Origin of the sequence: Acinetobacter sp. YH12070 (assembly GCF_013419625.1) — a bacterium.
In the GTDB taxonomy this organism is placed as follows: Bacteria; Pseudomonadota; Gammaproteobacteria; order Pseudomonadales; family Moraxellaceae; genus Acinetobacter; species Acinetobacter amyesii.
Map to the genome: position 1 here is coordinate 55976 of NZ_VOZT01000010.1, position 26993 is coordinate 82968.

Annotated in this window: 19 protein-coding genes, 1 other RNA gene and 2 pseudogenes; 13 read left to right on the forward strand and 9 right to left on the reverse strand. The window is 41.7% G+C overall.

Annotated features, from left to right (window positions below):
• Position 1: 1 nt before the first annotated feature.
• Complete coding sequence (locus FTU17_RS04520; protein WP_180134773.1) at positions 2 to 400, reverse strand: outer membrane protein assembly factor BamE; 399 nt, start codon at positions 398 to 400, stop codon at positions 2 to 4.
• 112 nt (positions 401 to 512) lie between these two features.
• Between FTU17_RS04520 and fur the strand changes: the two genes are divergently transcribed.
• The gene (fur, locus tag FTU17_RS04525) at positions 513 to 950 is read left to right on the forward strand and encodes a ferric iron uptake transcriptional regulator (protein WP_078193101.1); all 438 of its coding nucleotides are present in this window, start codon (positions 513 to 515) and stop codon (positions 948 to 950) included.
• Positions 951 to 1027: 77 nt separating this feature from the next.
• Here the strand turns inward: fur and FTU17_RS04530 are convergent, their stop codons facing one another.
• Positions 1028 to 2149 carry a PilT/PilU family type 4a pilus ATPase gene (locus FTU17_RS04530; RefSeq protein ID WP_168379063.1) on the reverse strand — a complete coding sequence of 374 codons (1122 nt, stop codon included), beginning with the start codon at positions 2147 to 2149 and terminating at the stop codon, positions 1028 to 1030.
• 27 nt (positions 2150 to 2176) lie between these two features.
• Entirely contained in the window at positions 2177 to 3214 is a 1038-nt protein-coding gene (locus FTU17_RS04535) for a type IV pilus twitching motility protein PilT (RefSeq protein WP_078190026.1), read from the reverse strand.
• A gap of 125 nt (positions 3215 to 3339) precedes the next feature.
• On the opposite strand from FTU17_RS04535, the gene FTU17_RS04540 reads away from it, so the two are divergent.
• Both FTU17_RS04540 and FTU17_RS04545 read left to right on the forward strand, forming a co-directional pair.
• The gene (locus FTU17_RS04540) at positions 3340 to 4026 is read left to right on the forward strand and encodes a YggS family pyridoxal phosphate-dependent enzyme (protein ID WP_180026560.1); all 687 of its coding nucleotides are present in this window, start codon (positions 3340 to 3342) and stop codon (positions 4024 to 4026) included.
• A gap of 193 nt (positions 4027 to 4219) precedes the next feature.
• Positions 4220 to 5020 carry a thioesterase family protein gene (locus FTU17_RS04545; RefSeq protein WP_078193098.1) on the forward strand — a complete coding sequence of 267 codons (801 nt, stop codon included), beginning with the start codon at positions 4220 to 4222 and terminating at the stop codon, positions 5018 to 5020.
• Between the two features lie 48 nt (positions 5021 to 5068).
• Here the strand turns inward: FTU17_RS04545 and FTU17_RS04550 are convergent, their stop codons facing one another.
• From FTU17_RS04550 to FTU17_RS04560, 3 genes and pseudogenes are all read right to left on the reverse strand, one after another.
• Complete coding sequence (locus FTU17_RS04550) at positions 5069 to 8665, reverse strand: AAA family ATPase (RefSeq protein WP_180134774.1); 3597 nt, start codon at positions 8663 to 8665, stop codon at positions 5069 to 5071.
• Positions 8666 to 8674: 9 nt separating this feature from the next.
• The gene (locus FTU17_RS04555) at positions 8675 to 9928 is read right to left on the reverse strand and encodes an exonuclease SbcCD subunit D C-terminal domain-containing protein (RefSeq protein WP_168379059.1); all 1254 of its coding nucleotides are present in this window, start codon (positions 9926 to 9928) and stop codon (positions 8675 to 8677) included.
• Positions 9929 to 10061: 133 nt separating this feature from the next.
• Positions 10062 to 10463: pseudogene (locus tag FTU17_RS04560) on the reverse strand (VOC family protein).
• Between the two features lie 144 nt (positions 10464 to 10607).
• Here FTU17_RS04560 and FTU17_RS04565 point away from each other — a divergent pair.
• The 3 genes from FTU17_RS04565 to FTU17_RS04575 all read left to right on the forward strand — a co-directional run bounded on the left by FTU17_RS04565 (position 10608) and on the right by FTU17_RS04575 (position 13398).
• On the forward strand, positions 10608 to 11552 hold the full coding sequence (locus FTU17_RS04565) for a GGDEF domain-containing protein (RefSeq protein ID WP_078193095.1): 945 nt from the start codon (positions 10608 to 10610) through the stop codon (positions 11550 to 11552).
• A gap of 394 nt (positions 11553 to 11946) precedes the next feature.
• Entirely contained in the window at positions 11947 to 12396 is a 450-nt protein-coding gene (locus FTU17_RS04570; RefSeq protein ID WP_180134775.1) for an ABZJ_00895 family protein, read from the forward strand.
• A 66-nt stretch (positions 12397 to 12462) separates the two neighbouring features.
• Positions 12463 to 13398 (forward strand): TIGR01777 family oxidoreductase, encoded by a 936-nt coding sequence (locus tag FTU17_RS04575; protein ID WP_168379055.1) that lies wholly within the window; start codon positions 12463 to 12465, stop codon positions 13396 to 13398.
• 21 nt (positions 13399 to 13419) lie between these two features.
• Here the strand turns inward: FTU17_RS04575 and thiO are convergent, their stop codons facing one another.
• Positions 13420 to 14544 (reverse strand): glycine oxidase ThiO, encoded by a 1125-nt coding sequence (gene thiO / locus FTU17_RS04580; RefSeq protein WP_180134776.1) that lies wholly within the window; start codon positions 14542 to 14544, stop codon positions 13420 to 13422.
• A gap of 138 nt (positions 14545 to 14682) precedes the next feature.
• Positions 14683 to 15696 carry a porphobilinogen synthase gene (gene hemB, locus FTU17_RS04585; RefSeq protein ID WP_111885258.1) on the reverse strand — a complete coding sequence of 338 codons (1014 nt, stop codon included), beginning with the start codon at positions 15694 to 15696 and terminating at the stop codon, positions 14683 to 14685.
• Between the two features lie 107 nt (positions 15697 to 15803).
• Here hemB and FTU17_RS04590 point away from each other — a divergent pair, with 107 nt between their 5' ends.
• From FTU17_RS04590 to FTU17_RS04600, 3 genes are all read left to right on the forward strand, one after another.
• Positions 15804 to 16301 (forward strand): thioesterase family protein, encoded by a 498-nt coding sequence (locus tag FTU17_RS04590; RefSeq protein ID WP_180134777.1) that lies wholly within the window; start codon positions 15804 to 15806, stop codon positions 16299 to 16301.
• Between the two features lie 262 nt (positions 16302 to 16563).
• Positions 16564 to 17715, forward strand: coding sequence for an efflux RND transporter periplasmic adaptor subunit (locus tag FTU17_RS04595; protein ID WP_180134778.1), 1152 nt, complete (start codon positions 16564 to 16566; stop codon positions 17713 to 17715).
• 6 nt (positions 17716 to 17721) lie between these two features.
• Complete coding sequence (locus FTU17_RS04600; protein WP_180008247.1) at positions 17722 to 19248, forward strand: DHA2 family efflux MFS transporter permease subunit; 1527 nt, start codon at positions 17722 to 17724, stop codon at positions 19246 to 19248.
• 69 nt (positions 19249 to 19317) lie between these two features.
• Here the strand turns inward: FTU17_RS04600 and glpK are convergent, their stop codons facing one another.
• The gene (gene glpK / locus FTU17_RS04605; RefSeq protein ID WP_180134779.1) at positions 19318 to 20802 is read right to left on the reverse strand and encodes a glycerol kinase GlpK; all 1485 of its coding nucleotides are present in this window, start codon (positions 20800 to 20802) and stop codon (positions 19318 to 19320) included.
• A 128-nt stretch (positions 20803 to 20930) separates the two neighbouring features.
• On the opposite strand from glpK, the gene ssrA reads away from it, so the two are divergent.
• The 4 genes and pseudogenes from ssrA (at position 20931) to FTU17_RS04625 (ending at position 26854) form a co-directional block, all read left to right on the forward strand.
• Positions 20931 to 21290: a transfer-messenger RNA gene (gene ssrA, locus FTU17_RS04610) on the forward strand.
• Positions 21291 to 21361: 71 nt separating this feature from the next.
• Positions 21362 to 22930: pseudogene (locus FTU17_RS04615) on the forward strand (type I restriction-modification system subunit M).
• A complete protein-coding gene (locus FTU17_RS04620) occupies positions 22930 to 24087 on the forward strand; it encodes a restriction endonuclease subunit S (protein ID WP_180134780.1) in 1158 nt (385 codons plus the stop codon). The pseudogene FTU17_RS04615 and the gene FTU17_RS04620 overlap by 1 nt, the downstream one beginning before the upstream one ends.
• A 532-nt stretch (positions 24088 to 24619) precedes the next feature.
• Positions 24620 to 26854: a type I restriction endonuclease subunit R gene (locus tag FTU17_RS04625; protein WP_180134781.1), complete on the forward strand. Its 2235-nt coding sequence runs from the start codon at positions 24620 to 24622 to the stop codon at positions 26852 to 26854.
• The last annotated feature ends 139 nt before the right edge of the window (positions 26855 to 26993 follow it).

Sequence of the window (26993 nt, forward strand, 5' to 3'; positions counted from 1 at the left end):
ACTATAGTGGTGGCGCAGTTAAAATCGCTTCTTTAGAACCTGGTAAGCCCGGTTGAGACTCTGGAATGGTTTCTAAGCCTTCAGTTTTTTGAACGATACCGTTTTGGTCAAAGAAGATTTTTAAGTGTTGACCATGTGCAGCAGGAATCTTGGCTTTTTTAGCATATGTTCCTGGGGTATACTTATAAATGTAGTCCCAACGTAACGGATTCATTGGATCGGCAACAGTTGGACTACCTAGCAAAAAGCGAACTTGTTGGTGGCTCATTCCCACTTGAATTTTAGCCGCTTGTGCTTGAGTTAAAGGTGTACCTTGTGGAATATCAACTTTATAAACGCCCAAGGTTGAACAGCCTACGAGCAATGAAGTGACGAATAACGTCAGCATGATTTTTTGCATTTTGCTAAACTATCCCAAATTAATTATGATGCATTTGATCCAAGGATAGATCATACTGCATCTAAACTTTGTTGCATATTCCAACTTTAATTTTGTTGAGAGACCTTTTTTCATGCCTATTTCAAATCAAGATTTACGTAAAGCTGGACTTAAAGTTACACTTCCACGAATTAAAATATTGGAATTGCTTGAAAATTCAAGACAACATCACTTAAGCGCAGAAGATATTTATAAGACTTTACTTGAACAGGGTGAAGATGTGGGTTTAGCAACTGTGTATCGCGTGTTAACACAGTTTGAAGCTGCAGGTATTATTCAACGCCATCATTTTGAAAACAATCATTCTGTTTTTGAGATTATGCAAGAAGATCACCATGACCATATTGTGTGTCAAAACTGCAATAAAGTGGTGGAATTTACTAATGATGTGATTGAGCATGAGCAACATCAAGTGGCAGAAAAATTTGGTTTCCAACTTACAGGTCACTCATTAAATCTTTATGGCTATTGTGATGCGCCTGAATGCCAAGAAGCATATCGTAAAAAATAATTCGATGCGGATGAGAATGAATAAAAAACAGACTTCATATGAAGTCTGTTTTTTATTTCCGAAAGCATCATGCAGAATTAATGTTGACCATCAAAGGTAATATTTGAATTTGCACGCAGTAAATGCTCACCGCCTTCTTCAGACAATTTAATTTGTAGACGCAGGTCGTTCGGTGAGTCGGCATGTTTTAGCGCATCTTTGTAGCTAATTTGCTTGGCTTTATAAAGGTCATATAAGGCTTGGTCAAAGGTTTGCATACCTAGTTCACGAGAGCGCTTCATCAGGTCTTTAATTTCGTGCACTTCACCCTTACGGATTAAGTCTGAAATTAAAGGTGAGTTGATCAAAATCTCAATGGCAGCACGACGTGAATTACCATCAATGGTTGGAATCAACTGCTGCGCAACCATTGCTTTTAAGTTCAAAGATAAGTCCATGAATAGCTGACTATGACGATCTGCTTCAAAGAAGTGAATGATACGATCGATGGCCTGGTTGGCGTTGTTGGCATGCAGTGTTGCAAAAACCAAGTGACCGGTTTCAGCAAAGGCAATCGCATAGTCCATAGTTTCTCGTGAACGAATCTCACCAATCAGAATCACGTCAGGTGCCTGACGTAGCGTATTTTTTAAGGCAACTTCGAAAGAGTCGGTATCAATACCCACTTCACGTTGGGTAATGATACAGCCTCGGTGTTGGTGTACAAATTCAATCGGGTCTTCAATTGTAATGATATGACCTTTGCTATTTTCATTACGATAGCCAATCAAAGATGCCAAAGAGGTTGATTTACCTGTACCCGTTGCACCTACGAAAATGATAATGCCACGCTTGGTCATCGCTAATTCTTTTAAAATCGGCGGTAATTTCAACTCATCCATCGTTGGAATAACGGTTTCGATACGACGCAGAACCATACCTGGCTGGTCACGTTGTTGAAAGGCGCTGACACGAAAACGAGCAGATTTACTGGTATTACTAATGGCAAAGTTACATTCGCGCGTATCGGCAAATTCCTTACGCTGTTTGTCAGACATAATCGAATGTAAGATTTGACCGACAGTCGGGCCCGGTAACTTAGTCGAGCCAATTGGCAAAATTTGCCCATTGATCTTAATCGAGGGTTCAACATCGGCTGTAATAAACAAATCCGATGCTTTTTTCTCCACCATATAATCAAGTAAGCCGTTAAAATCCATAACGATCGCCCCAGAAAAATAAAAAAATTACAAGAAAGATTCGGGTTGCTTCGCTGCAGTCCGTGCAGTTTGCGTACTAATAATGCCTTTTGCGACAAGGTTTTTTAAGCTTTGATCGAGTGTGGTCATACCGTAGTTGGCACCCGTTTGAATCGCAGAATACATTTGCGCGACTTTGTTTTCACGAATCAAGTTACGGATCGCAGGAATACCGATCATGATTTCATGCGCAGCCACACGACCGCCACCATTTTTCTTGAGTAGGGTTTGTGAAATTACGGCTTGAAGTGATTCAGATAACATGGCACGAACCATGTCTTTTTCTTCAGCAGGGAATACGTCAATCACACGGTCAATGGTTTTTGCGGCAGAGGTTGTATGGAGTGTACCGAAGACCAAGTGACCGGTTTCAGCAGCTGTCAGCGCCAAACGAATGGTTTCAAGGTCACGCATCTCACCGACTAAGATAATATCCGGGTCTTCACGCAGTGCGGAACGAAGTGCTTCGTTAAAGCCGTGCGTATCACGGTGTACTTCACGTTGGTTGACCAAGCATTTTTTTGATTCGTGTACAAATTCGATCGGGTCTTCGACCGTTAAAATATGGTCATAACGGTTGTCGTTGATGTAATCAACCATCGCAGCAAGCGTGGTTGATTTACCCGAACCTGTTGGACCGGTCACCAATACGATGCCACGTGGATATTCACAAATATCTTTGAAGATTTGGCCCATGCCAAGATCTTCAATGGTTAGTACTTTTGAAGGAATGGTACGGAATACGGCACCAGCACCACGGTTTTGGTTAAATGCGTTCACACGGAAACGAGCCACACCAGGTACTTCAAATGAAAAGTCAGTTTCTAATTTTTCTTCGTAATCACGACGCTGTTTATCGTTCATGATGTCGTAAACTAATTTGTGCACTTCTTTATGTTCAAGAGCAGGAAGGTTGATACGACGAACTTCACCATCCACACGAATCATTGGTGGCATACCAGAAGATAAATGTAAATCCGAAGCGTTATTTTTGGCAGCAAAGGCCAATAGTTCTGTAATGTCCATAAAATCCCCGAGATAAAAATTAAATCTTAATTATTTTGATAGAATAATAAGGCTTTCCCACAGCTTAACCAACACTTAGTTGCAGGGCAATGCAAAAAAAGATGAATGAAATGAGAACCCCGTCAATGAATAAACTTCAAGAAGCACGAAATCAAGTCTTGCAGCAAATTGAGCAGGCTTGCCAACTTGCGGGTCGACCACAGCAATCGGTTGAATTGTTGGCTGTATCTAAGACGCATCCTGCTGAAATGCTAAGAGAAATGTATGCAACGGGGCAACGCTCATTTGGTGAAAATTATCTGCAAGAAGCGCTTGAAAAAATTGAGGCTTTGGCAGATTTAGAGATTGATTGGCATTTCATTGGTCATGTACAGCGCAATAAAACCAAACATTTGGCTTCAAATTTTGCTTGGGTGCATGGGGTAGACCGTTTGATTATTGCGGAGCGTTTATCAAGCCAGCGAGAAGCGACGCAAGCACCTTTGAATATTTGCCTACAAGTCAATATTGATGCGCAAGATACGAAGGATGGCTGTCAGCCGAATGAAGTAGCAGATTTGGTCGCACAGATTTCTACGCTACCGAATTTACGCTTACGTGGACTGATGGTGATTCCTGCTCCAAACAATCCGCAAGCGTTTGCTGATGCCAAAATGCTCTTTGAACACGTCAAAGCACAGCATGCGAAACCTGAAGATTGGGATACATTAAGTATGGGGATGTCAGGCGATATGACTGATGCGATTGCTGCGGGTTCAACGATGGTTCGCGTGGGGACAGCATTGTTTGGCGCACGTGATTATTCAAAATAGGACAGAAGATTCAGCCTGCTTTCAAAAACTAGGCTTATAAAGTGTAAGCACAGCAGATAAATTTTCACAATAGATGAAACCTATGGGTTCAAAGTGAGCCTTTTAATTTGAACTTTCCATTAAAGTTGAGTACAAAATAATCAGGATGTTTTTGATATTGAAGTAATTCACACTTGGACAAATAGGGAAGTTCATGACGGCATATTATCAGTTGATTCAACGCGACGTAGATGCGCAAGGCTGTGTCACGGCACATTACCATTCGACCAATTTAGCACAAGGTGCATGGAATGCACATGAGCAACACATGGCACCAGCTACAGGCATTATTTGTGCTGAATTAGACCGTTTTTCACCACGTCATGATATGCGTATCGGGCGCATTAGCCTCGATATTTTGGGCTTAATTCCTGCTGGCGAGTTTGAAATAATCACGCAAGTGATTCGTCCGGGAAAAACCATTGAACTGATTGAATCTGAAATGCGGGCTCAGGGCAAAACCTGCATTGTGGCACGCACTTGGCGCATGATGACGCAAAATAGCCAGTCCGTGAAAGGTTTGGAGGATGCTGATGTGACTGGGCCAGAAACTGCGCCGATTTGGGACGGTATCCGTCAGTGGCCGGGGGGATATATTCAGTCGATTGAAGCAAGAAGCCATGGGCGCCGTGCAGGTCAAGGCATTGTGTGGCTGAGAACACAGCATGACATGGTTGAAGGTGAGCCGACTGCTGATTTTGTCCGTTTAATGGGCATGGTTGATACCGCCAATGGTATTGTTCCGCGTCAGGATTGGCCATTTGGCTGGGGCTTTCCAAATCTGGATCTACAAATCCATTTGCACCGTTTACCACAGGGACAGTGGTTAGGTCTGGAAACCGTGCAGCAGTATGGAGCGGATGGTGTTGGTTTGAGTAGTTCTGTATTGCATGATGTCCATGGCCCATTTGGGCGTAGTGAACAGATTTTAACGCTACGTCCACTCGGGACGTAATGATCTAGAGAATCAAAAATTATAAAGCCTGCTTTAAGCAGGCTTTTTTTAAGATACGATTTGGATGGTGCTTGCACCTGCTCCGACAGGATTGACTTGAATTTGCACAGGGATTCGTTCGTGCATTTCTTGAATGTGAGAAATTAGCACGACTTTACGCCCTTGGTTTTGTAGCTGATCCAGAGCATTCATCACCATGTGCAGACTTGAAGCGTCTAGCGTACCAAATCCTTCGTCAATAAATAGGCTTTCAATTTTTGTTGTACCTGATGCCATGCTCGCAATGGCTAAGGATAAAGCGAGCGCGGTTAAGAAAGACTCACCGCCTGAAAGCGAAGAGACCGAGCGGGTTTCACCATCCATATCATGATCGACAATGGCTAGGCTTAATGAGTTTTCAAGGCGCTTTAAGGTATAGCGCTGTGAAAGCATCGCCAATTGCTGATTGGCATATTCAATTAAAATATCGAGGTTATATTGCTGTGCCAAATCACGGAATTTCTTGCCCGTTGCATCGCCCATTAAGCTCGAAATCTTATTCCAACGATGTTCCTCAGATTGGATCTGTTGAATCTGATCGGTAAATTGCTGCTGTTTTGCTACATTGCGTTGATGTACTTCGAGTTTGAGTTTCACTTCATCACGCTGTTCCATCACTTGGGTTATTTGTTCAACCAAACTTTGTAATTGTGAGAGTAGTGCTTCAAATTCGATTTCAGGCTGCAGCATTAAGTGCTGCTGTAGTTGCTCATCCAATGTTTTCTTAGCAGACTGAGCATCGCTATATGCACGTTCAGCCGAGCTAATTTGCTGTTTCAGTTGCAGCTCTTGCTCATGTGTAATTTCACTGAGCTGCTGCAACAAGGTGTTATTAAAATCAATATGCAGCGCTAACCACTGTTGAATACTCAACGCGGCTGCATTTTGTTGAGTTTGCAACTGTAGTTGCTGTGCCTGATATTTTTGCAGTGTTGCTTGTGCCGTATCAAAGGCTTGGCGTCGCTGCTCAAATTGTTGACGTACCGTATTAAACTGAGTTTGCAGCTGTTGTCGATTTTGCTCAAACTGCAATAACCATTCATGCGGTTTTTCAACGGTTACTTGGGTCATGGTAAAAATAGCTTGGATTGCAAGATCGCTATTTTGTTTACCTTCTTCTAACAGTTTCGCAATTCGTTTTTCAGTTGCAGCAATATTCTCTTGACTGAATTTACTTTGCTGTTTCGCCTGTTCCAGCTGCTGTGTTTTTTGATTCAGTTGTGTATTCAGTTCATTGCGTTGTTTTAACGTATGAAGGCGCTGCTGTAGTTTCTCATAAACCTGTTCAGCAGCGGTGCGGGTCGATTGCTGCCATGCATGTTTTTCAGTGTCATTGAGTATAGACAAAATAGGCTGAATATTTTGTTCTGCATGCTGTACATCGGTCAGCTGTTTTGTCGTGTGCTGAATGTATTGAGACAAAGTTTGGCTGTTTTGCTGCGCCTGTTCATGGGTTTTTAAATCAGCTTCTGTTTGCTGCAAAGACTGCTGTGTTTGTGCAATATGATGCGTTATAGCCGTCTCAAGCAAGCTCAAATCTGAGTGCAAATCGTATGGAATATTCAGTGCATTAAGTGATTGTTCAAGCTGGGTTTGGACATTACTTTGTTGTGTGCTGATTGCGATGAGTTGCTGTGCATTGGCTTCAAATGCAGTGGATTGCTGTGTGCATTTTTTTTGCAGTTGCTGCCACAGATCAAAGGCTACTTTTTCCTGCGCTAGCGCTTGCTGTTCCTGCTGTTCTTGCAGTTTCAACAGTTCATGGGAAAGCTCATCTTGGTTATGTGTATATGGGTGCTCCGTACTACCACAGACTAAACATGCTTCTCCTGCGACCAGATTAGCTCTGAGCTGTTCAATATTTTCTGCATGCAGTAATCGCTGCTGCTGCAACACTGTTTGCAAACTTTCTCGAGCCGATTTTTGTGTATGAAACTCAGTTTCAGCTGTGCTGCATTGCTGCTGATGCTGTGCGAGATCACTTTGCAGTTTTTGTTGCTCTTGCAATTTTTGCTGATGTTCAAGATGTATAGCGTGGTAACGTTGCCAATGACTCTTTGTGACATCCAATTGATTGAGACGATGTAATAACTCTTCACGCGCTGTACGTAAGCCCGTAATTTTAGTGTTAAGCGCTGGGTCATGACCAAATTGCTGGATGAGCTGCTCAAGTTGCTGTTGTTTTTGTGCGAGTTGCTCCGTGGCTTGAGCGACATCACCATATTGCTGCTCAAATTGCACATAACTTTGAATAAAGCGCTGTAAAGGGCTGAGATGTGCAGACAGCGCTTCATCTAAAACTTGAAAATGTGCTGTTTGCAGCAGTAGGGTATTTTGCTGCTCTAACTGTTGTTCTAACTGCTGCTGCACTTGTTGCAATTGCTGTTCGGATTGAAGTAGCGGGGCATGCTGCTCTTGCAGTTTTTTGAGTTCATCTTTCACAGCAATGAGCTGATCGCCTAGCACTCGGCGGTCGGCAATCCGCGCACGTACTAAATCAATTTGATCTTGATGATCAACTTCAAATTGGTGCTGCTGTTTTTGCTGTAGATCAAGTTGTTTAAATTGAGTTTTTTCATGATTAAACTTAATTTCAATTGCGCTGAACTGCTGCTGTGCTTGAGCCAATTGAGGCTGCAGCGTTGCTATTTCAGTACTTAAATTCTTGCGTTGAATGATGCTTGGACGGATTGAGGCGAATTTTTCCAGTTGCTGCAATTGCTGCTTCTGCGGCTGCAGTGCATCGAGTTGCTGCTGTTGAACAGCCAAATATTGCTCACGTTGCTGAATATCCGCAATCAGTTTATCTTTGTGTTGAAACCATTGCTGCTGTTTGAGCAATTGCTGCTTTTCACTTTCGAATTTTTGGTAAGACTCTGTATGACTTTGAAAATTCGCCGTGTATAAGGCAAGATCTTCATCCGATAAAATTTCAATATCACCGAGTCGAACTTCCAAAGTCTTACGCTGATTGGCAATTTGCTTGGTTTTTTCAAAGGCCAATTGACCAATTTTCCCGAAAATACTGGAATTGGTTAGATACTCCAATAGCTCGCCACGTTCATTATCACGCGCTTTTAAAAAAGCGGTCACTTCTGACTGAGCCAGTAAAACGGCACGGGTGAACTGTTCAAAACTGAGTTGAGTAATGCGTAAAATTTGGCTCTCAACCGCTTTGGTTTTATCCGCAACAACAGTGCCATCTGTTAAGCATTTCAGTGAGCGCTGTACGCTTTGCAATTTACCGTTTGGGTTTTCACGGGCACGTTTAATTTCCCAACGTGCAGAATAGACTTTTTGGTCTTGAGCAATAAAACTGAGCTCGGCAAAGCCTTGGCCTGTACCACGGCGCAAGACTGTTTGCGGTGAGTTGGTCGGCAGCTCTGAACCATCTACATCGATGAGTTTGCCATCGCTGTCTTTTAAACGTGGCACACGATTAAACAGCGCCAAACACATGGCATCTAAAATGGTTGATTTACCTGCACCAGTTTTGCCAATAATTGCTACTAAGCCTGCACTGGCTAAAGGCTCAGATTCAAAATCAATAAAATGTTCACCCGCTAAAGATGCCAAGTTTTTAATACGTATAGATAAAATTTTCATGGCAATTCCTTAAGCGTTCACATCATCTTCAAGTGATTTTTGTGCTTCATCGACCAAACTTAAAAAATCTTTCATTACGGTGTCATCAGCACCATAGCCTTGTTTTTCCCAAAGGTTTTGGAATAATTTTTCAGGCGTAGGTGGATCAAGGTTGATTGCGGCTTGTTGCTGATTATTTTGATCTGAGTTTAAATAACGGCGGCTGATGCGCACCAACCGATAACGGTTCGGCGCTAAAGCCTCTTCAAACTGCTGTCTTAAATTAGGTGCAGGCGGGGTGTCGGTATGGTATTCAATTTCGACATATTCACGCTGATCAATATCTTCAATTTCACCGCTCGCCAAAGCAGATAATTGTGCCAAAACTTCTGGAATTGTGCCTTTGATGCGATGCAATTGCACACTGCGCGGAATTGCTAAGGACCCCATTTGAAAGCGTGATTCATCTGTTTGAGTTGGATCAATACTGATCTCAAGCACTTGGTGCTTATAATTAATTTCACTAAATGACAGGGGAATCGGTGAGCCGCTATAACGGATATGGGTCTGTGCGACTTTTTGCGGTTTATGCAAATGCCCAAGTGCGACATAGTCAATTACATCATCAAATAGGGCAGTCGAAAGCGCTTCTTCATTGCCAATAATAATCGGGCGCTCTGAGTCCGACGTTTCACCGCCTTGCATGTGGGCATGTGACATTAAAATTAAGGCTTGATCTGAAGTTTTACGTGCTTTGGCTTCCGCAATTAATTGCTGATGCACATAGGTAATAGCGTTTTGGCTATTGGTGGTTTGATCATTGAATCCGGTGATCTCGGCAGCCCGTAAAAAAGGTAAGGTTAGACACCATGCCACAATATTTTTGTGTTCATCATAAATAGGCACGAGTAATCGGTCTAAATCGAGCTGACCTTCAGTATTTTTATGGACCACGCCAACAGCTTTGGCATGGTATTTTTCTAATAATGGCTCAACTTGTTCAATACGGTAACCTGAGTCATGATTGCCTGCGATCATCAGGGTTTGCATGTGCGGGGCACGCACATGCGCATCGGCTAAAAATTGATAGAGCTGTTTTTGCGCTTTGGAAGCTGGGTTGATGACATCAAAAATATCGCCAGCTATCAGCAGGGCATGCGGCTGCTTTTGTTCTATTTGTTCGAGTAACCAATGAAGAAACTGTTCGTGTTCGTAGTCACGTGAGTGGTTATAGAAGAATTGTCCTAAATGCCAATCAGAAGTATGAAAAAAACGAACAGTCATGCAAGCCCCCAAAAATCAAAAAAATTGATTGGGGTCTAAAGTATCACAGATGTTCACATTTTCGAGGGTGATTAATCATTCATACGTCAAACTAAGTCGTTCTCGACAGTTACAAGGTCATCAATCTAAGCTGTTACTGTGCATTTGAATCGACTTGTACGAGGCCAAAGGTATTGTGGTCTGGGTCTAAGAAATAGCCTTGCCAACATTGACCAGGAATCGCAAATTTTTCCATGGCAATTTGACCACCCTGCGCCAAAATTTTCTCAGCGATATGGTCGAAATCTTCAACTTCAAAACTACAGGTAAATGCATTGGTGCCGCAGTGCGTTGGTGGAGTCTGAGCAGGGCGCTCTAAGAGGCCACCATGAATGCCTTGAGTTTCAATACGGAAGTATTGAATCGGTAGCCCTTCAACTGGGATAAATGACCAACCAAAAACGGCAGAATAATAGACAACTTAACGCTTGGTATCAGAACTTTGAATTTCAAAATAGTAGGCTGGTTCATTGTTGTTATATTTTCTTTGAAGGATTACACGTTTCAAATAGTAGAGATCTGAAATTAGGTTAAAAAATACCAAGAACTAGGAATATAAAATGTTGTTCTAATCCTGTATATAGGTGAATTATTGTACAGCGGGTATATTGCCTGCATTTGGGGTAGCAGGAGATGCAACATGCCAAATAATCCTTTTGATGAAGAAAAACTTGCAAATAGTATGGTGTATAAGACTTTATTAGAGTCTACATTAGCCATTCCTTGGTGTATTGATTGGGACAGTAAAACATTTAGTTATATTGGACCGCAAATTGAAAAGTTACTCGGTTGGAAACAAAGTAGTTGGAAAACGGTAGATGATTGGGCATCACGTATGCACGAGGAAGACCGTAATTATGTACTGAATTATTGTGTTTCACAGTCTATGGCTGGTATAGATCATGAAGCAGATTATCGTGCACTTAAAGAAGATGGTTCATATCTTTGGATACGTGATGTTGTTCATGTCGTGCGTAAACCAAATGGTGATGTAGATTGTCTTGTCGGCTTTATGTTTGATATTTCCGAGCGGAAAAAACAAGAGGAACAACTACAAAAATTGCAACGTCAGCTCGAAGAATATTCATATAAAGATGGCTTAACTGGTATTGCAAATCGACGTTTGTTTGATGACTTTTACCAGCGTGAATGGTTAAACGCAATCCGCACGCAAAAGCCGCTGAGTTTAATTTTGATCGATTTAGATTATTTTAAACAATACAATGACTTGAATGGTCATGTGATTGGGGATACATGTCTGCGTCAAATTGCTAAAAGTTTGGAATCTTGTTGTACACGACCTCGTGATTTAGTTGCGCGTTTTGGTGGCGAGGAATTTGCTTGGATTTTACCAGAGACCAATGAAGCCGCAGCAGCAGTGATGGCCGATAGAATTATGGATGCCGTGCGTGCTGCACGATTACCGCATAAAGCCTCTGCAGTGTCGGAACTCGTCACACTCAGCATGGGGGTAAAAACCATTATTCCTTCAGATCTGGATAATCCAATGCAATTTCTGGATCAAGTTGATAAAAACCTTTATGTAGCCAAAAGACAGGGGCGTAATCGCTACTGTGCTGCATAACATAGATTTGCAGTTGTGAATTATTTTAAAGTTGCATAGATTTTTCAGTCAGTCGATATTTTATCGGCTGATTTTTTTGGGTGTAGAATATAAAAATTAAATGCTGAATACATAAGGCACAAAATAAAAGACCGACGATTCGAGTGATGATGAAATCGTCGGTCAAAAAATCGATTTCAAATTTAAGTCATGGCTGCTGTTCATACTTAAATTCAAAATGAAGCTTATTGCTTTTAAAAAGGTCACCGAAACATTGTGGATGCCGTCCAAATCATCGGTTGCTACAGACCTTGTACCCTATATAACGTAGCCGTTTACAGATTGGTTGACATGAAAATGAAAAAAAATGCATTTCTTTTTATACTAGGTGTCAACTTCTTCTTGGGTTAGGGTCATGGTGTCTTTAACACGTTATTTTTTATTGTTTTTTTTCATTTGTTTTATCATGACCTGTATTTGCGGTGTGATCGCAGCATTATTGCCACAGGGTGTGGGTGGTATTTTAACGGTCGTACCCTATCTGATTGCCATGATCGTGGTGTTATTTCGGTTTTTAAATAAAAATCAGAGAGCACCGACACAGGCAGAACGTAAAAAATTTACCCTAGGGTTTAGCCTGATTTTTTGGTTATATAATTTTGGTTTTGTACTTTTGGGTATCGCAATTTTTTCAAGAAAAGATCCTGAAATTTGGCAAAATTTAATGCTCTATGTTCAACATCCTCAGTTTATGAGTTTAATGGTGATCATGTTATTACTGATGGCTATCCCTTTGTATTTAATCACCTATTGGTTTTATGGTCCGCAAGCACAGCGGATGGCTGCTCAAAAGTTTGGCGCATAAAGCTTGATCATCTGGTGATCTTGTTCTATAGATAACAGTATTATTTCATATAGATAAGAACAAATTATGCATCAGCCCACAGTACTGCTGACGGGTGGCAGCGGTTTTATTGGCACACATCTCATCAAGGCACTTTTAGCTGCGGATTATAAAGTGATTGGGCTCAGTCGTAAGGCTGGGCGTATTTCTAAATCACCACATTTAACTTGGGTACAGCAGCTCGATCAAATTCCTCATGACAGAATTGATTATGTGATTAATCTTGCAGGTGAAAGTATCGGCAAAGGTCGCTGGACAGAGACGCGTAAACAGCAATTATTAGAAAGTCGGGTCAAAACCACAGAAGCGCTGTATCAATATTTACGTAAACGTAAAATTTTTCCGAAATGCATTATTTCAGGTTCGGCTGTTGGCTATTATGGTATTGATATTGAAGAACAATGGACAAAAGTGTGCGATGAAAATGCTGCACCACAAGCCATTTTTATGTCAGAGCTATGCCAAAGTTGGGAGCAAGTCACACGCCAATTTCCTGAACAAAATACCATTATCACACGACTAGGTGTGGTCTTGGCTGAAGGTGGCGGAATCTTACCGCAAATGCTGCGACCGATTCAGCTCAATTTGGTCAACAAAATAGGTTCCGGTCGGCAGCCTTTTGTGTGGATACATATACAAGATGTGATCCGAAGTATGCTGTTTTTAATGAAACAAGCAGAGAAAAAACATGCATTGCTTGAACCCACGCCAATCGATCCGCATATTTTTAATTTAGTTGCGCCTGAAAAATCGACACAGGCTCAATTTGCGCAGATTGCAGCACGTCAATTAGCGAAAAAGCCGTGGCTCAATGTGCCTGCAATTGTTTTTAAAATTTTATTGGGTGAGCAATCGCAATTAATTTTAAATGGTCAACTGGTTCAGCCAGCTGCTTTATTACAGCAAGGCTTTGAGTTTAAATTTCCGACGTTAAAAGAAGCCTTGCAGGATTTATTGGCTTAGTTGAATTTGACCTATTGACCATTATTCGACGCTTAACAATGCATCTTGAAACAGGCGAGTTGGACTATAGTTGTCTGCATTGAATGAAGGCGTTTCCCCAGTCATCAGTTCAGCCAATAACTGAGCTGAAGCAGGTCCCATACATAAACCATTTCTAAAATGCCCAAAATTTGCCCATAGATTGTCGAAATTTGGCATCTGCCCAATATACGGAATCCCTTCAGGGGAAGATGGACGCAGGCCAGCCCAAGATTTCACAATCGGAAAGTTGGCAAGCTCTGGCACCATGTCAAAGCATGATTCTTGAATATGCTGCAAGGTTGTATTTGTTGTCTGAGTATCAAAGCCACATTGGCGCATACTTGAGCCGCAAACCACATGACCGTCTTGGCGTGGAATCAAGTACATGACTTTATTCATGCACATGGTCGGCAACCAGTTCTGCGGGGTTTTAAAGAGAAGCATTTGTCCCTGTACGGGTTGTACGGGTATCTCAATGTCCAGTTGTTCACTCCACGCGGCTGACCAAGCGCCCGTGGCAATAACGAATTGATCTGCTGTATGTTGTGTACCATCTGCGGTGGTGATGGACTGGATACGATTGTCCGTACGGTTTAATTGGTGGATCAGACAATGTTCATAAATCTGAACTTTGGGATGCTGCTGTAAATAAGCCGTTAATGACTGCAAAAGTCGTGGATTACGGATGTTGGCTAATTGCGAAAAATAAATTCCATGTGCAAAGCGTGCTGAAATGTGAGGATTAATCTGCTCAATTTGATCGGATTGTAAATAATCAGCGTGTTGCATTGGGTCTTGGTGCAAACGGGAATAATCTAAGCCAATTTCAAAATCATCTTCATCAAAAATCAACATGCCAGTTTCATGAATTTCAAAATCAATCCCAGTCATAGGTTTTAATTTTTCATTCCATTTTTGGTAGCTCTGCTTGCCATAACGTGCGAGCGCATTGACTTCATTGGGATATCGCCAAGGATACATCGGGGAGAGGATGCCACCACCAGCCCATGATGCGGCAGAACCTGTGCGTTGTTGGTCGAAAATCGTCACCGTACAACCGCGTTCAACCAGTTCTAATGCGCTGAGTAAACCACTAATACCCGCCCCAATAATGGCAATATTCATGTTCTTTTAACCGATGAATGTATGAGTTTGATCTTAACTTCAGCAACGCCGAAGTTTTTCTTCCAAGACTGTTTTTTAAATTTTACAGATATAAAAAAAGCCTTCCTGAACGTTACCATTTCAGGAAGGCTTTGCAGGTTATTTCATGTCTTTCAACATGAGTGCTGCATCTTCAGCAAAGTAAGTCCAGATCCCATCTGCACCTGCACGGCGGCAGCTCATAAGCGATTCGATAATCACGTTTTCAGACAGCCAACCATTTTGAATGGCACCTGCCAACATGGCGTATTCGCCACTCACTTGATAGACAAATGTTGGAACACCGAAATTATCTTTGACTTCACGGACGATATCTAAATACGGCATACCCGGTTTTACAATCACCATGTCGGCGCCTTCTTGGATATCCAGTGCGATTTCATGTAAAGCTTCTGCACGGTTACCGATGTCCATTTGATAGTTATATTTATTGCCACCTTTGAGGTTGCTTGAAGAACCTACCGCATCACGGAATGGCCCGTAAAAGCTAGACGCATATTTTGCAGAATAAGCCATGATGTTGGTATAGATATGGCCATTGGCTTCAAGCGCTTGGCGGATTGCACCGATACGACCATCCATCATGTCACTGGGTGCAACTACATCTGCACCCGCTTCGGCATGGCTGAGCGCTTGTTTAATTAAGCATTCAACGGTTTCATCATTCAGTACATAGCCGGTATCATCAATGATACCGTCTTGACCATGTGTGGTGTATGGGTCGAGAGCACCATCAGTGATGAGAACCATTTCTGGTAGTTCTTTTTTTAATAAGCGGATGGTGCTTTGGACTAAGCCATCTTCATGCCAAGCTGCTTCAGCCGTTAAGCTTTTATCTTCCTGTGGTGTAACTGGGAACAAAGCTAATTTTGAAACACCCAATTCGAGTAAACGTTCTGCCTTTCTTAGTAACAAGTCAGCAGATAGACGCTGTACGTTTGGCATGCTTGGAATGTCTTGAGTTTGTTGCTGGCCTGGCAACACAAATACTGGATAAATGAGATGATCAGTCGTCAGTTGAGTTTCACGCACCATGGCACGAAGCTGGTCATTTTTACGAATGCGACGCATGCGAGTGGCAGGAAAAGCTGGACGATTGAACGTATAGGTCATAACAATCTCATTGATCAGTATTAAACTTTGACTATTGTAGACGCATAATGAGGGTTTGGCGCACCCCGTATTATTTTTTTATTCAATGACAGCGATTCGAGTAGGCTATGACAGATGTAAATAAGAGTTGGACCGGTAATATTGACCTAAACTCGAAGATTGAAATCGATACTTTATTAAATAACATTGCTCAAGCATTTAACAGCTCCCCATTTTTTGTACACAATGCCATGAAAATGACGGTGATCGATGGTCAGATCGAAGCACGTGTCGACATGGCCAGTAATTTAATTGGAAATGTCGCATTCCAAATTTTACATGGTGGTGTAGCGGCAACCTTACTCGACAGTATCGGTGGTATCTCTGCAATGGCAGAATTGTATAAAAAGGCCACAGCTGAAGATCTAGTAGAAACTAGTAAAAAGGTATCTCGCTTAGCGACCGTCGATATGCGTGTGGATTATTTAGCGCCAGGACGTGGACAGTATTTCGTTGCACGAGCTGAAACCTTACGTTTAGGTCGTAAGGGCTGCACCATGCGTATGACCATGGTCAATGATGAAGGTAAAGTGATTGCAACGGCGATTGCATCGTATGCTTATTAAGCCATTCTTAAGTTAACACATTCAAAATAATGAAAAAATAAAGTCCAGTATTGGCAGCAGGGCATGATTTTATCCTGTTGCCGACGAAAAAAAGACTGACGAGTTACATTTTCTATTCTCAGGATATGATTTTTTAGCTTTAAAATGCCGGAAAATTGAAGAAGATAGACTTTCTCACGACACCATTATCTGACAGCAAAGTTGACATGCTTTGCAAAGCTCATGATGCCATGACCAAGTCTGCTAGATTTAGGACAAATCTATGACAGATACCGTTAGTAACCTGCCAGAAACCCCATCTACAAAGCAGCCCACCGATCAGGAATTAAAAGCACGCAGAAAAAAAGGCCTTGGTATAGTGGCTGTATTGATCGTGATTGCTTTGGTGATGTATTTGATTTGGTCAATATTTCTAAATCATTCCGTCAGTACCGATAATGCCTATGTCGGTGCAGAAACAGCGTCGATTACCTCGATGGTCACGGGGCAAGTGGCAGATGTTTTGGTGAGTGATACGCAGCAAGTGAAAAAAGGCGATGTGCTTGTTCGCATTGATGCGCGCGATGCTGAAATTGCCTTAGCTCAGGCACAGGCTGAATTACTTAAAGCAAAACGCCAATACAAACAAACTGCGGCGAATAGCAGCTCTTTAAACTCACAAATTTTTGTCAGTGATGATGCAATTCATAGTGCAAGCGCACAAGTCGCCAAGGCACAAGCCGATCTGAATAAAGCTCAAGATGAATTACAACGTCGTCAACAATTGGCTGCTTCGGGTGCGATTTCTAAAGAAGAATTAAGCACAGCGCAAAGTGCTGTGAATACAGCTAAAGCTAGTTTTGATGTGGCTCAAGCAGGACTTGCTCAAGCCAAATCTAGTCAAAAAGCGGCACAAAGTAATAAAGCGGCGAATGATGCATTAATTCAAGACAGCAATGAAAACTCAACCCCAGATGTTTTAGTTGCACAAGCACGTCTACAACAAGCTCAGTTAGACTTAGAACGTACACAAATCAAAGCACCCTTTGATGGTGTGGTGACACGTCGTAATATTCAAGTTGGACAACGCATTGCACCGGGAACGTCATTAATGATGGTAGTGCCAGTCTCTCAGTTATATGTCGATGCTAACTTTAAAGAAAGCCAATTGGCAGGGGTGCAAGCGGGTCAAAAAGTTGAACTGACGTCTGATCTGTATGGTGACAAAGTTAAATTTAATGGCATAGTCACTGGTTTTTCTGGTGGCACAGGTTCAGCATTTGCCTTGATTCCAGCACAAAATGCCACAGGAAACTGGATTAAAGTGGTTCAGCGTTTACCTGTGAGGATTCGTTTAGATCCAAAAGAGTTGGCAGAACACCCACTACGTGTGGGGCTGTCTATGGAAGCGACGATTGACCTGAAATCGAAGTAATTGCCTATGAATCAGCAAATGCAAATGACTGACCTGAAAGGTGGTCGTCTGATTCTCGCTGCCTTGGTCTTGGCATTGGCGAACTTTATGGTTGTGCTCGACATGACCATTGCCAATGTATCTGTGCCGCATATTACTGGTAGCCTTGCAGTATCGGCATCCCAAGGGACATGGGTCATTACCTCTTATGCTGTGGCAGAAGCGATTTGTGTGCCATTAACCGGTTGGCTCGCTGGGCGCTTTGGTTCTGTACGGGTTTTTGTGATCAGCCTGTTTGGCTTTACTGTATTTTCGATACTGTGTGGTTTATCGACCAGTTTGGAAATGTTGGTGTTTTGCCGAATTGGGCAAGGTTTGTTTGGTGGCCCGATTATGCCACTGAGCCAAACGTTGTTAATGCGTATTTTCCCTCCTGAAAAGCAATCCCAAGCCATGGGCATGTGGGCAATGACTACCGTCGTTGGCCCCATTTTAGGTCCAATTTTGGGTGGTACGATCAGTGATAATTTATCTTGGCATTGGATTTTCTTTATCAATATTCCTGTCGGGATCGGTTGTGCAATCGCAGCGATGCGCTTACTGAAAACGGCTGAAACTCCAACACAGAAATTGAAAATTGACCGCGGTGGTTTACTGCTGTTGGTGTTGTGGATCGGTGCCTTGCAATTGATGTTGGACTTGGGTCATGAACGAGATTGGTTTAATCATCCATTTATCGTGGTACTGGCACTGACGGCATTTGTCGGGTTGATCGTTTTTACGATTTGGGAGCTGACTGAGCGGCATCCTGTGGTGAATATACTGCTGTTTAAGTACCGAAGCTTTACCATTTCGGTCTTGGCTTTGGCCTTTGGTTTTGGTGCCTTCTTCGGGAGTATTGTCCTGATTCCGCAGTGGTTACAGATCAACTTGGGCTATACCGCAACGTGGGCAGGCTATCTCACTGCAACGATGGGCGTCGGTAGTCTGACCATGTCGCCAATTGTTGCGAAGCTTGCAACCAAATACGATCAACGTGCTTTAGCGAGTTTTGGTTTAAGTATCTTGGGCGGTGTAACTCTTATGCGGGCCTTTTGGACCACGGATGCAGACTTTATGGCTTTGGCTTTACCGCAAATATTGCAAGGTTTTGCCGTTCCATTTTTCTTTATTCCTTTGTCCAATATGGCCTTGGCATCGGTACTGCCACAAGACATGGCATCTGCGGCAGGTTTGATGAACTTCTTAAGAACCATGGCAGGGGCAATTGGAGCGTCGATTGCAGTAACCATTTGGGATGATCACACCAAAGTCGCACGCAGTGAAATGGTCAGTAATTTACATGTTACTGAGGTACAAAACACCTTGGTGAATCATGGAATGAGTTCAGAAGCTGCTTTGGGATATATCTCCAGTTTGGTGGATAAAGAAGCCTTAACGCTTTCAGCCAATCATGTGTTTTTAGTACTGGCGGGTGTCTTTATATTCGCTGCACTCATCATTTGGCTCTGTCCACGACCTAAAGCAGGTGTGGGTGGCGGTCATGCACACTAAATAACATCAAGTATAAAAAACCGCTCATTCGAGCGGTTTTTTATTGCATACGGCGTTGATTGAAAAAAATCAAAGATCCGAGCGCGCCCGTTTGAGTGCAGATTGCCACTGAGCCAAATGAAATTCACGTTGATCGGCATTCATTTTTGGTTCAAAAGCACGTTCTAATTGCCATGATGCAGCAATTTCATCAAGATTTGAAAACACACCCGCTTTGAGTCCAGCCATTGCGGCAGCGCCCCATGCTGTTGATTCTAAAAGTTTAGGACGCAGTACAGGCACATTTAAAATATCGGCCTGAAATTGCATCAGCATATCATTGCTACTGGCACCGCCATCGACTCGGAGTTCTTTAAGTGGACTAGACAGATCTGACTGCATGGCGGTCAATACATCCGACACTTGAAAGGCAATGGCCTCTAGGGCGGCTCGAGCAATGTGGGATTTATTTGTACCACGTGACATTCCACAGAGGAGGGCGCGGGCATCACTGTCCCAATGCGGAGCACCTAGCCCAGTAAAGGCAGGAACCAAAACCACGCCATCGGTATGCTCCACTTGGCACGCGAGTTTTTCAACATCACTGCTTTTTTGAATAATCCCTAAATCGTCTCTTAGCCATTGCACGATTGCGCCAGCCATAAACACACTGCCTTCAAGTGCATAATGGGTTTGACCTTGAGCTTGCCATGCAAGGGTCGAGAGTAATTTATTGTGGCTATATTGAACTTCGGTGCCGGTGTTAAAGAGCATGAAACAGCCTGTACCATAGGTATTTTTTGCTGTTCCTGCGTCAAAGCATGACTGTCCAAATAGCGCAGATTGCTGGTCACCTAAGATGCCGGTAATGGGAATGTTTGCGCCAAGTAAACCTGTAGCGGTATCTGCAATATATTCATCTGAACTGATGATTTTAGGGAGGACCGACAGGGGAATATCGAATAATTCTAAGAGTTCTTCATCCCAAGCTTGTTGCTGTAAGTTCATTAGCATGGTTCGTGAGGCATTGCTGGCTTCAATCACATGCTCTGCACCTTGTGTCAGGTTCCACACCAACCAACTGTCAATCGTGCCAAAAGCCACATGACCTTGCTCTGCGAGTTCACGTAGACCTTGTGTGTGTTCTAATAACCAGACCAATTTCCCAGCACTAAAATAGGGGTCGATACGTAATCCAGTCTTTTTGTGAATGAGGTCATTGAGGTTTTGTTGGGTCAGTTGTCCACACCACTCGGTTGCACGGCGGTCTTGCCAGACAATTGCAGGGGCAAGAGGTTGACCTGTGCGTTTATCCCAAACCACAGTGGTCTCACGTTGATTGGTCAGGCCAATGGCTTTGATGTCTTTGGCGAGGATGCGAGCAGAGGCGAGCGCTTGTTGTACGACGGCAATTTGGGTACTCCAAATTTCCTGAGCATCTTGCTCCACCCAACCCGAATGTGGGGTTTGAATATGGGTTTCCCGTTGAGCTGTAGCTTGAACTTGTCCATGTTCGTTAAAAATGATCGCACGACTTGAAGTCGTTCCTTGATCGAGTGCCAATAAATAGCTCATATATTTTTCTTTTGCGGTCTTGAAAAATAAAATATTAACGCAATTATGTAATTAAGCGCAGATCAATGTGTAATTGTTTCGAAATTGCATCGCAATTTTTTGCAGTTATGCTATGATGACGCTACTTTGGGGATGTTTCTGGCTTCGACGCTGGTGATGAAACTCATAGATGCATGTCGAGAGCGCATTTTCTCTCGTAAATCAAATTTGCATATTTTAGTCGCAAACGACGAAACTTACGCTCTAGCTGCCTAAGGGCAGCTTGTCCGCATCCCTGAATACTTGTGGTTAGGGGTCCCGACTGAAGCGAACGCACACAAGTCCGTATAAGATCAAGCCTTGGGGTCTTATACTAAATCTTAAAGGATCGCGATTTGTACCCTGTTCGTCGGGTCACAAAGAGCTAAATCAATAGACGATATCTAAGCATGTAGTATTCTCGAGCGTAGTGCTGGCGGACGCGGGTTCAACTCCCGCCATCTCCACCAAAATTCAAAAAAGTCGAACCTTCGGGTTCGGCTTTTTTTATGATTAATTAAAAACATTTTTTGGTACAACAATGACTCAAGTCCAGCTTCAAGAACTGCAAAAACAACTCTGGAATATTGCCAATACTTTGCGCGGTAAAATGGGGGCAGATGAATTCCGTGATTACATTTTGGGCTTGATCTTCTACAAATATTTGTCTGAAAAAATTCAAAATAATGCCAACGACATTTTGGCGCCTGATCAAATTAAGTTTGCAGAATTGGTCGAAGATACTGAAAATAATCATGCATATTTGAGTGCTGTGCGTGAAGAATGTCTTGCCAGTATGGGCTATTTCTTAGCGCCACAAGAATTGTTCCATAGTATGGCAACATTGGCTCGAGCAAAAAAATACATTTTGGATGATGTAATTAAAACCCTTAAGGCAATTGAGCAAAGTACGCTGCGTACAGATGCGGCAGATGATTTTTCGCATTTGTTTGAAGACATGGATTTAAGTTCGACCAAGTTAGGAAATACGCCTGATGACCGCAATGAGCTGATTAGCCGTGTGATCGTACATTTGGACGATATTAATTTTGATTTATCGAATACTGAGTCTGATATTTTAGGCGATGCTTATGAGTTTCTCATTGGTGAATTTGCTTCAGGTGCTGGTAAAAAAGCAGGTGAGTTTTATACACCGCAAATGGTTTCGACTTTGCTTGCAAAACTTGTCACCTTAGGTAAAGAACGTCTACGCAGTGTATATGACCCGACTTGTGGTTCAGGATCTTTATTGCTACGTGTAAAGCGTGAAGTTGGTGATGTGGATGCGATTTATGGTCAAGAAATGAATCGTACGACATATAACTTGGCGCGCATGAACATGATTTTGCATGATGTGCATTACTCAAAGTTTGAAATTAAGCAGGAAGATACTTTAAAACGTCCACAGCATATGGAACTGAAATTTGATGCGATTGTAGCGAATCCACCATTTTCGGCAAAGTGGTCTGCGAGTGAGTCATACTTAAGCGATCCGCGTTTCCGTGATTTTGGCAAGTTAGCTCCAAGTTCTAAGGCCGATATGGCGTTTTTACAGCACATGCTTTATCAGTTAGATGAAAATGGGACTTTGGCGATCGTACTGCCGCATGGAGTTTTGTTCCGTGGTTCGAGTGAAGGGCATATTCGTAAGCATCTAATTGAAAAGTTAAATGTGATTGATACGATTATTGGTTTACCTGCCAATATTTTCTATGGCACGTCTATTCCAACCTGTGTGTTGGTGTTGAAGAAAAACCGTGAGCATAGCGACAATATTTTATTTATTGATGCGAGTAACGAGTTTGATAAGCAAAAGAATCAAAACAAGCTTTTGCCAGAGCATTTAGACAATATTATTGGTGCATTTGAAAACCGTCAAAATATTGAAAAATATGCATACGTAGCGAGTTTGCAAGAAGTTGCTGACAATGATTTCAATTTGAATATTCCTCGTTATGTCGATACTTTTGAAGCGGAAGCTGAAATTGATTTAGATGCAATAGCGAAACAGCTTTAAGCCTTAGAGGTTGAAAGCCTAAAAACTGATGCAGAAATTTCTAAGTTTTGTGCAGAACTCGGCATTGATTCACCTTTTGCGGAGGTGAAGTAATGGCTTCGCCTAAATTGCGGTTTAAAGAGTTTGAGGGGAATTGGAGCAAGAAAAGATTAGATTCTTTTCTTGAGCGTATATCTAATCCAGTTAATGTGGTAGGTACTCAAAATTATATACAAATCGGAATTCGCTCCCATGGTAAAGGTATTTTTCATAAAGAGTCAGTAACAGGTAAAGAACTTGGTAATAAAAGAGTTTTTTGGGTAGTGCCAAATGCTCTTGTAGTAAACATTGTATTCGCTTGGGAAAGAGCTATCGCTGTTACATCAGATAAAGAAAATGGATTAATTGCTTCACATCGTTTTCCAATGTATGCACCCAAAGATGGCTTATCTGATGTTAATTTTTTACGCTATATGTTTATAACAGATAAAGGGCAAAGTTATTTAGAATTTGCTTCACCAGGTGGTGCAGGTCGAAACAAAACTCTTGGGCAATCAAATTTTGCAGAATTAAAGATTGATTTACCAACTGCTGAAGAACAAACCAAAATCGCTTCTTTCCTTTCCGTCGTGGATGAAAGGATTGGTCAACTGAGCCAAAAACATGAACTACTGAGCCAATATAAACAAGGCATGATGCAAAAGCTGTTTAGCCAGCAGATTCGTTTTAAAGCGGATGATGGGAGTGAGTTTGGGGAGTGGGGGAGTACATGTATTGGCGATGTATGTAAGATTACTACAGGTAATAAAGATACTCAGAATAAAGTAGATGACGGTAGTTATCCTTTTTTTGTGCGCTCTCAAACAGTTGAAAGAATTAATTCATTTAGCATGGATACGGAAGCAATTTTGACATCTGGTGACGGTGTGGGAGTTGGGAAAAACTTCCATTATATTGACGGAAAATTTGATTTTCATCAGCGAGTTTATTGTTTATATGGATTTTCTGAAAAGATGATTGGTAAATATCTCTACATTTATTTTTCTAATTATTTTTATGATCGGGTCAAAAGGTTGTCAGCAAAGAACTCTGTCGATTCTGTACGAATGGATATGATTTCAAAAATGGAAATTAAATTTCCTTGCCTAGAAGAACAAACTAAAATCGCTAATTTCCTATCAGCTATTGACCAAAAAATTGCAGGTGTAGCGCAGCAAATTGAACAAGCTAAACAGTGGAAAAAAGGCTTGTTACAGCAAATGTTTGTCTGATTGTTTATAGAGTTTCATAAAATTCCTGCATTTATCCAAATGCGGGAATTTTTTTATTTAACTGATGTTACGCACATAAAAAGTAATTTCGCATTTTTAAAATGATTTTTAAGCCTATTCGACGGAGTCTTGCATCTAGGGTTTGAATAAAGGGATTAGCCTTCGGCTGGAGGTACTTTTGTTTCGGCAAAAGTACCCAAAACCATTGTCATCTGCAAAACTCGTTCACTACCGTCAAATTATTCAATAAATATCGCAAAAACATTTTTGATTAGAAGTAGTCCTGTCTCAAACACTTGCGGATGACGTTACCGCGTATCGTTCATTTATTTGAATTAAATGGCGCTTCTGATGTTACTGCGTAACATCAGTTATTTAAGAAAGTACTGAAGGATTCCTAAAAGAAAAAACAGTGATCTGTATCATCAGTTTAGATGTTTATTTGATGAATTTAAAAGATTGAAAAATATAATAAATCTATTAGAATCAATAGATATGCATACCAATAGTTAAAAATTGAGCAGTATTATAAATGTCGACCCAAAAAGAACTTGAACTCGAAAACCAATTTATAGCGCATTTAACAACTTTAGGGTACGAACGTGTTCAGTACAGAAACGAAACAGCTTTACTCCTAAACTTAAAAAATCAAATAGAGAAATTTAACGCACTGACTGCACCACTCACACATGAGCAATGGGAACAGGTATGGAATTACCTGAGCAGTGAACATACGATTTTCGGCAAAGCCAAACTTTTGCGTGGTTCATACCAGCTTAAACATGATGACGGTACGACCCAAACACTGCGATTTTTAAGTGATGATGCAGAAAAAAATATTTTTCAAGTGACTAACCAAGTGACGGTTCAATACGGTGAGAGCGGTACAGAAACCAGCCGTTTTGATGTCACGCTATTGATCAACGGTTTTCCATTAGTACAAGTTGAACTTAAACGCAGTGGCGTAGAAATCGCACAGGCGTTTCACCAAGTGCATAACTACAGTAAAGACGCCTATACATCTGGACAAGGTCTGTTTGGATACATCCAGCTGTTTGTCATTAGCAACAGCGTAAATTGCTTATATTATTCACACGGTACGCCACTGTTTGATTTCACATTTCCGTGGGCCGATGAAAACAACAAAGCAATTAATGATTTGAGTAAATTTACCGAAGCATTTTTAAACGCACCACATATTACGAAAATGATCAGTAAATACATCGTTCAGCATCAAACAAATGAATGCTTAATGGTGCTACGACCTTATCAAGTCTATGCAGTTGAAAACATGATTCAGCATGTGAAAACCTCAACCGATCATGCCTATATTTGGCATACAACGGGTTCGGGGAAAACACTCACGGCATTTAAAGCCAGTGAAATCATGCGTCAGTTGCCAGAAATAGAAAAAGTAATTTTTGTTGTGGACCGAAAAGACCTAGATAATCAAACCACTAAAGAGTTTAATGCCTTTGTTCCCGACTGCGTAGACCAAACGACCAACACCAAAACATTGGTCGAACAGCTCATCGGTAAACGGCTGAACTCACGAAAAAATGAAAGCAATATACTCACAGATAAATTGGTCGTGACGACCATTCAAAAGCTGAATAACGCAATTACACTCCCTAAATTCAGAGAATTGATCGCTGATTTGGCAGATAAAAAAGTCGTATTTATTTTTGATGAATGCCACCGCAGTCAATTTGGTGATACTCACCAAAATATCAAACGCTTCTTTAAACAGACGCAAATGTTCGGTTTTACAGGCACGCCTATTTTTCCTGTGAACTGTCAAAGCATTGGTGGCGTGAAATACACCACAGAATATCTATTCCCTAAACGACTGCATAAATATGTGATTGTCGATGCGATAGCAGATAAAAATGTTTTACCATTTCAAATTGATTACGTAGGACAATTTACCGCTCATCAGGTGAATGCAGGTGATGAAAAAATACAAGGCATCGATACTAAAGAACTGTATGACAACCCTGAGCGCTTAGAAAAAATTGTACGTTATATTTTAAAAAATCATGACAAAAAAACGGCAAAACGCGAATTTTGTTCAATGTTTTGTGTCAGCTCAGTAGATGTCCTGCTTCAATATTATGCAATATTTGCCAAAGTCCAAGCAGAGTTGGTTGCAGAAGCGGACAAGAAGGAAGAAATTTATACCCCTTTAGTGATTGGTACGATTTTTTCTTTTGGAGCGCAGGACACGACAAACGACGCCAATGACTCCACAACAGGTACGATTTCTGAAGAAGAACTTGAACAGCCGAGTCAAGTTGATATGGGGCGTAAAGCGCAACTTGAACGGATCATTGCAGAATTCAATACGCGCCATCTGACTAGCTATAACTGTGACGAAGGATTTTACGAATATTATAAAAATCTAGGTGATCGAGTTAAGTACTTCAAAGTCCCTAAACCACCTAAAGAAGTTGGGGAGTTGAAAGGTCCGCCAATTGATTTGCTGTTGGTGGTGAATATGTTCCTGACAGGGTTTGACTCATTGCCACTTAATACGATTTATGTCGACAAGAACTTAAAATATCACGGATTAATTCAGGCTTTTTCGCGTACAAACCGTATTTACAAACCAACTAAAGCTTTTGGTAATGTCGTGTGTTTTAGAAATTTAAAGCAGGCAACAGATAAAGCTCTTTCTACTTTTGCAGACGACCAAAATTTTGAACAAGTGATTGTGCCACCATTGGATAGAGGTGGATCAGGAAATTTGAACAACACTTATAAGTGATATTTTGCTCCCCAAATGATGTTATAAACATCAATATATGGAGTATTTTATGGCACGTAGACCAAGAAGAAATCATTCAAACGACTTTAAGGCTAAGGTAGCACTTGCTGCGATCAAAGCAGAAAAAACACTTGCTGAA

Coding starts and splice junctions, on each gene's coding strand:
- fur (WP_078193101.1), top strand. CDS start 513: ATGCCTATTTCAAATCAAGATTTACGTAAAGCTGGACTTAAAGTTACA.
- FTU17_RS04575 (WP_168379055.1), top strand. CDS start 12,463: ATGCATCAGCCCACAGTACTGCTGACGGGTGGCAGCGGTTTTATTGGC.
- FTU17_RS04520 (WP_180134773.1), bottom strand. CDS start 400: ATGCAAAAAATCATGCTGACGTTATTCGTCACTTCATTGCTCGTAGGC.
- FTU17_RS04600 (WP_180008247.1), top strand. CDS start 17,722: ATGAATCAGCAAATGCAAATGACTGACCTGAAAGGTGGTCGTCTGATT.
- FTU17_RS04625 (WP_180134781.1), top strand. CDS start 24,620: ATGTCGACCCAAAAAGAACTTGAACTCGAAAACCAATTTATAGCGCAT.
- FTU17_RS04545 (WP_078193098.1), top strand. CDS start 4,220: ATGACGGCATATTATCAGTTGATTCAACGCGACGTAGATGCGCAAGGC.
- FTU17_RS04620 (WP_180134780.1), top strand. CDS start 22,930: ATGGCTTCGCCTAAATTGCGGTTTAAAGAGTTTGAGGGGAATTGGAGC.
- FTU17_RS04530 (WP_168379063.1), bottom strand. CDS start 2,149: ATGGATTTTAACGGCTTACTTGATTATATGGTGGAGAAAAAAGCATCG.
- FTU17_RS04535 (WP_078190026.1), bottom strand. CDS start 3,214: ATGGACATTACAGAACTATTGGCCTTTGCTGCCAAAAATAACGCTTCG.
- FTU17_RS04570 (WP_180134775.1), top strand. CDS start 11,947: ATGGTGTCTTTAACACGTTATTTTTTATTGTTTTTTTTCATTTGTTTT.
- FTU17_RS04565 (WP_078193095.1), top strand. CDS start 10,608: ATGCCAAATAATCCTTTTGATGAAGAAAAACTTGCAAATAGTATGGTG.
- FTU17_RS04555 (WP_168379059.1), bottom strand. CDS start 9,928: ATGACTGTTCGTTTTTTTCATACTTCTGATTGGCATTTAGGACAATTC.
- FTU17_RS04595 (WP_180134778.1), top strand. CDS start 16,564: ATGACAGATACCGTTAGTAACCTGCCAGAAACCCCATCTACAAAGCAG.
- FTU17_RS04550 (WP_180134774.1), bottom strand. CDS start 8,665: ATGAAAATTTTATCTATACGTATTAAAAACTTGGCATCTTTAGCGGGT.
- thiO (WP_180134776.1), bottom strand. CDS start 14,544: ATGAATATTGCCATTATTGGGGCGGGTATTAGTGGTTTACTCAGCGCA.
- FTU17_RS04540 (WP_180026560.1), top strand. CDS start 3,340: ATGAATAAACTTCAAGAAGCACGAAATCAAGTCTTGCAGCAAATTGAG.
- FTU17_RS04590 (WP_180134777.1), top strand. CDS start 15,804: ATGACAGATGTAAATAAGAGTTGGACCGGTAATATTGACCTAAACTCG.
- hemB (WP_111885258.1), bottom strand. CDS start 15,696: ATGACCTATACGTTCAATCGTCCAGCTTTTCCTGCCACTCGCATGCGT.
- glpK (WP_180134779.1), bottom strand. CDS start 20,802: ATGAGCTATTTATTGGCACTCGATCAAGGAACGACTTCAAGTCGTGCG.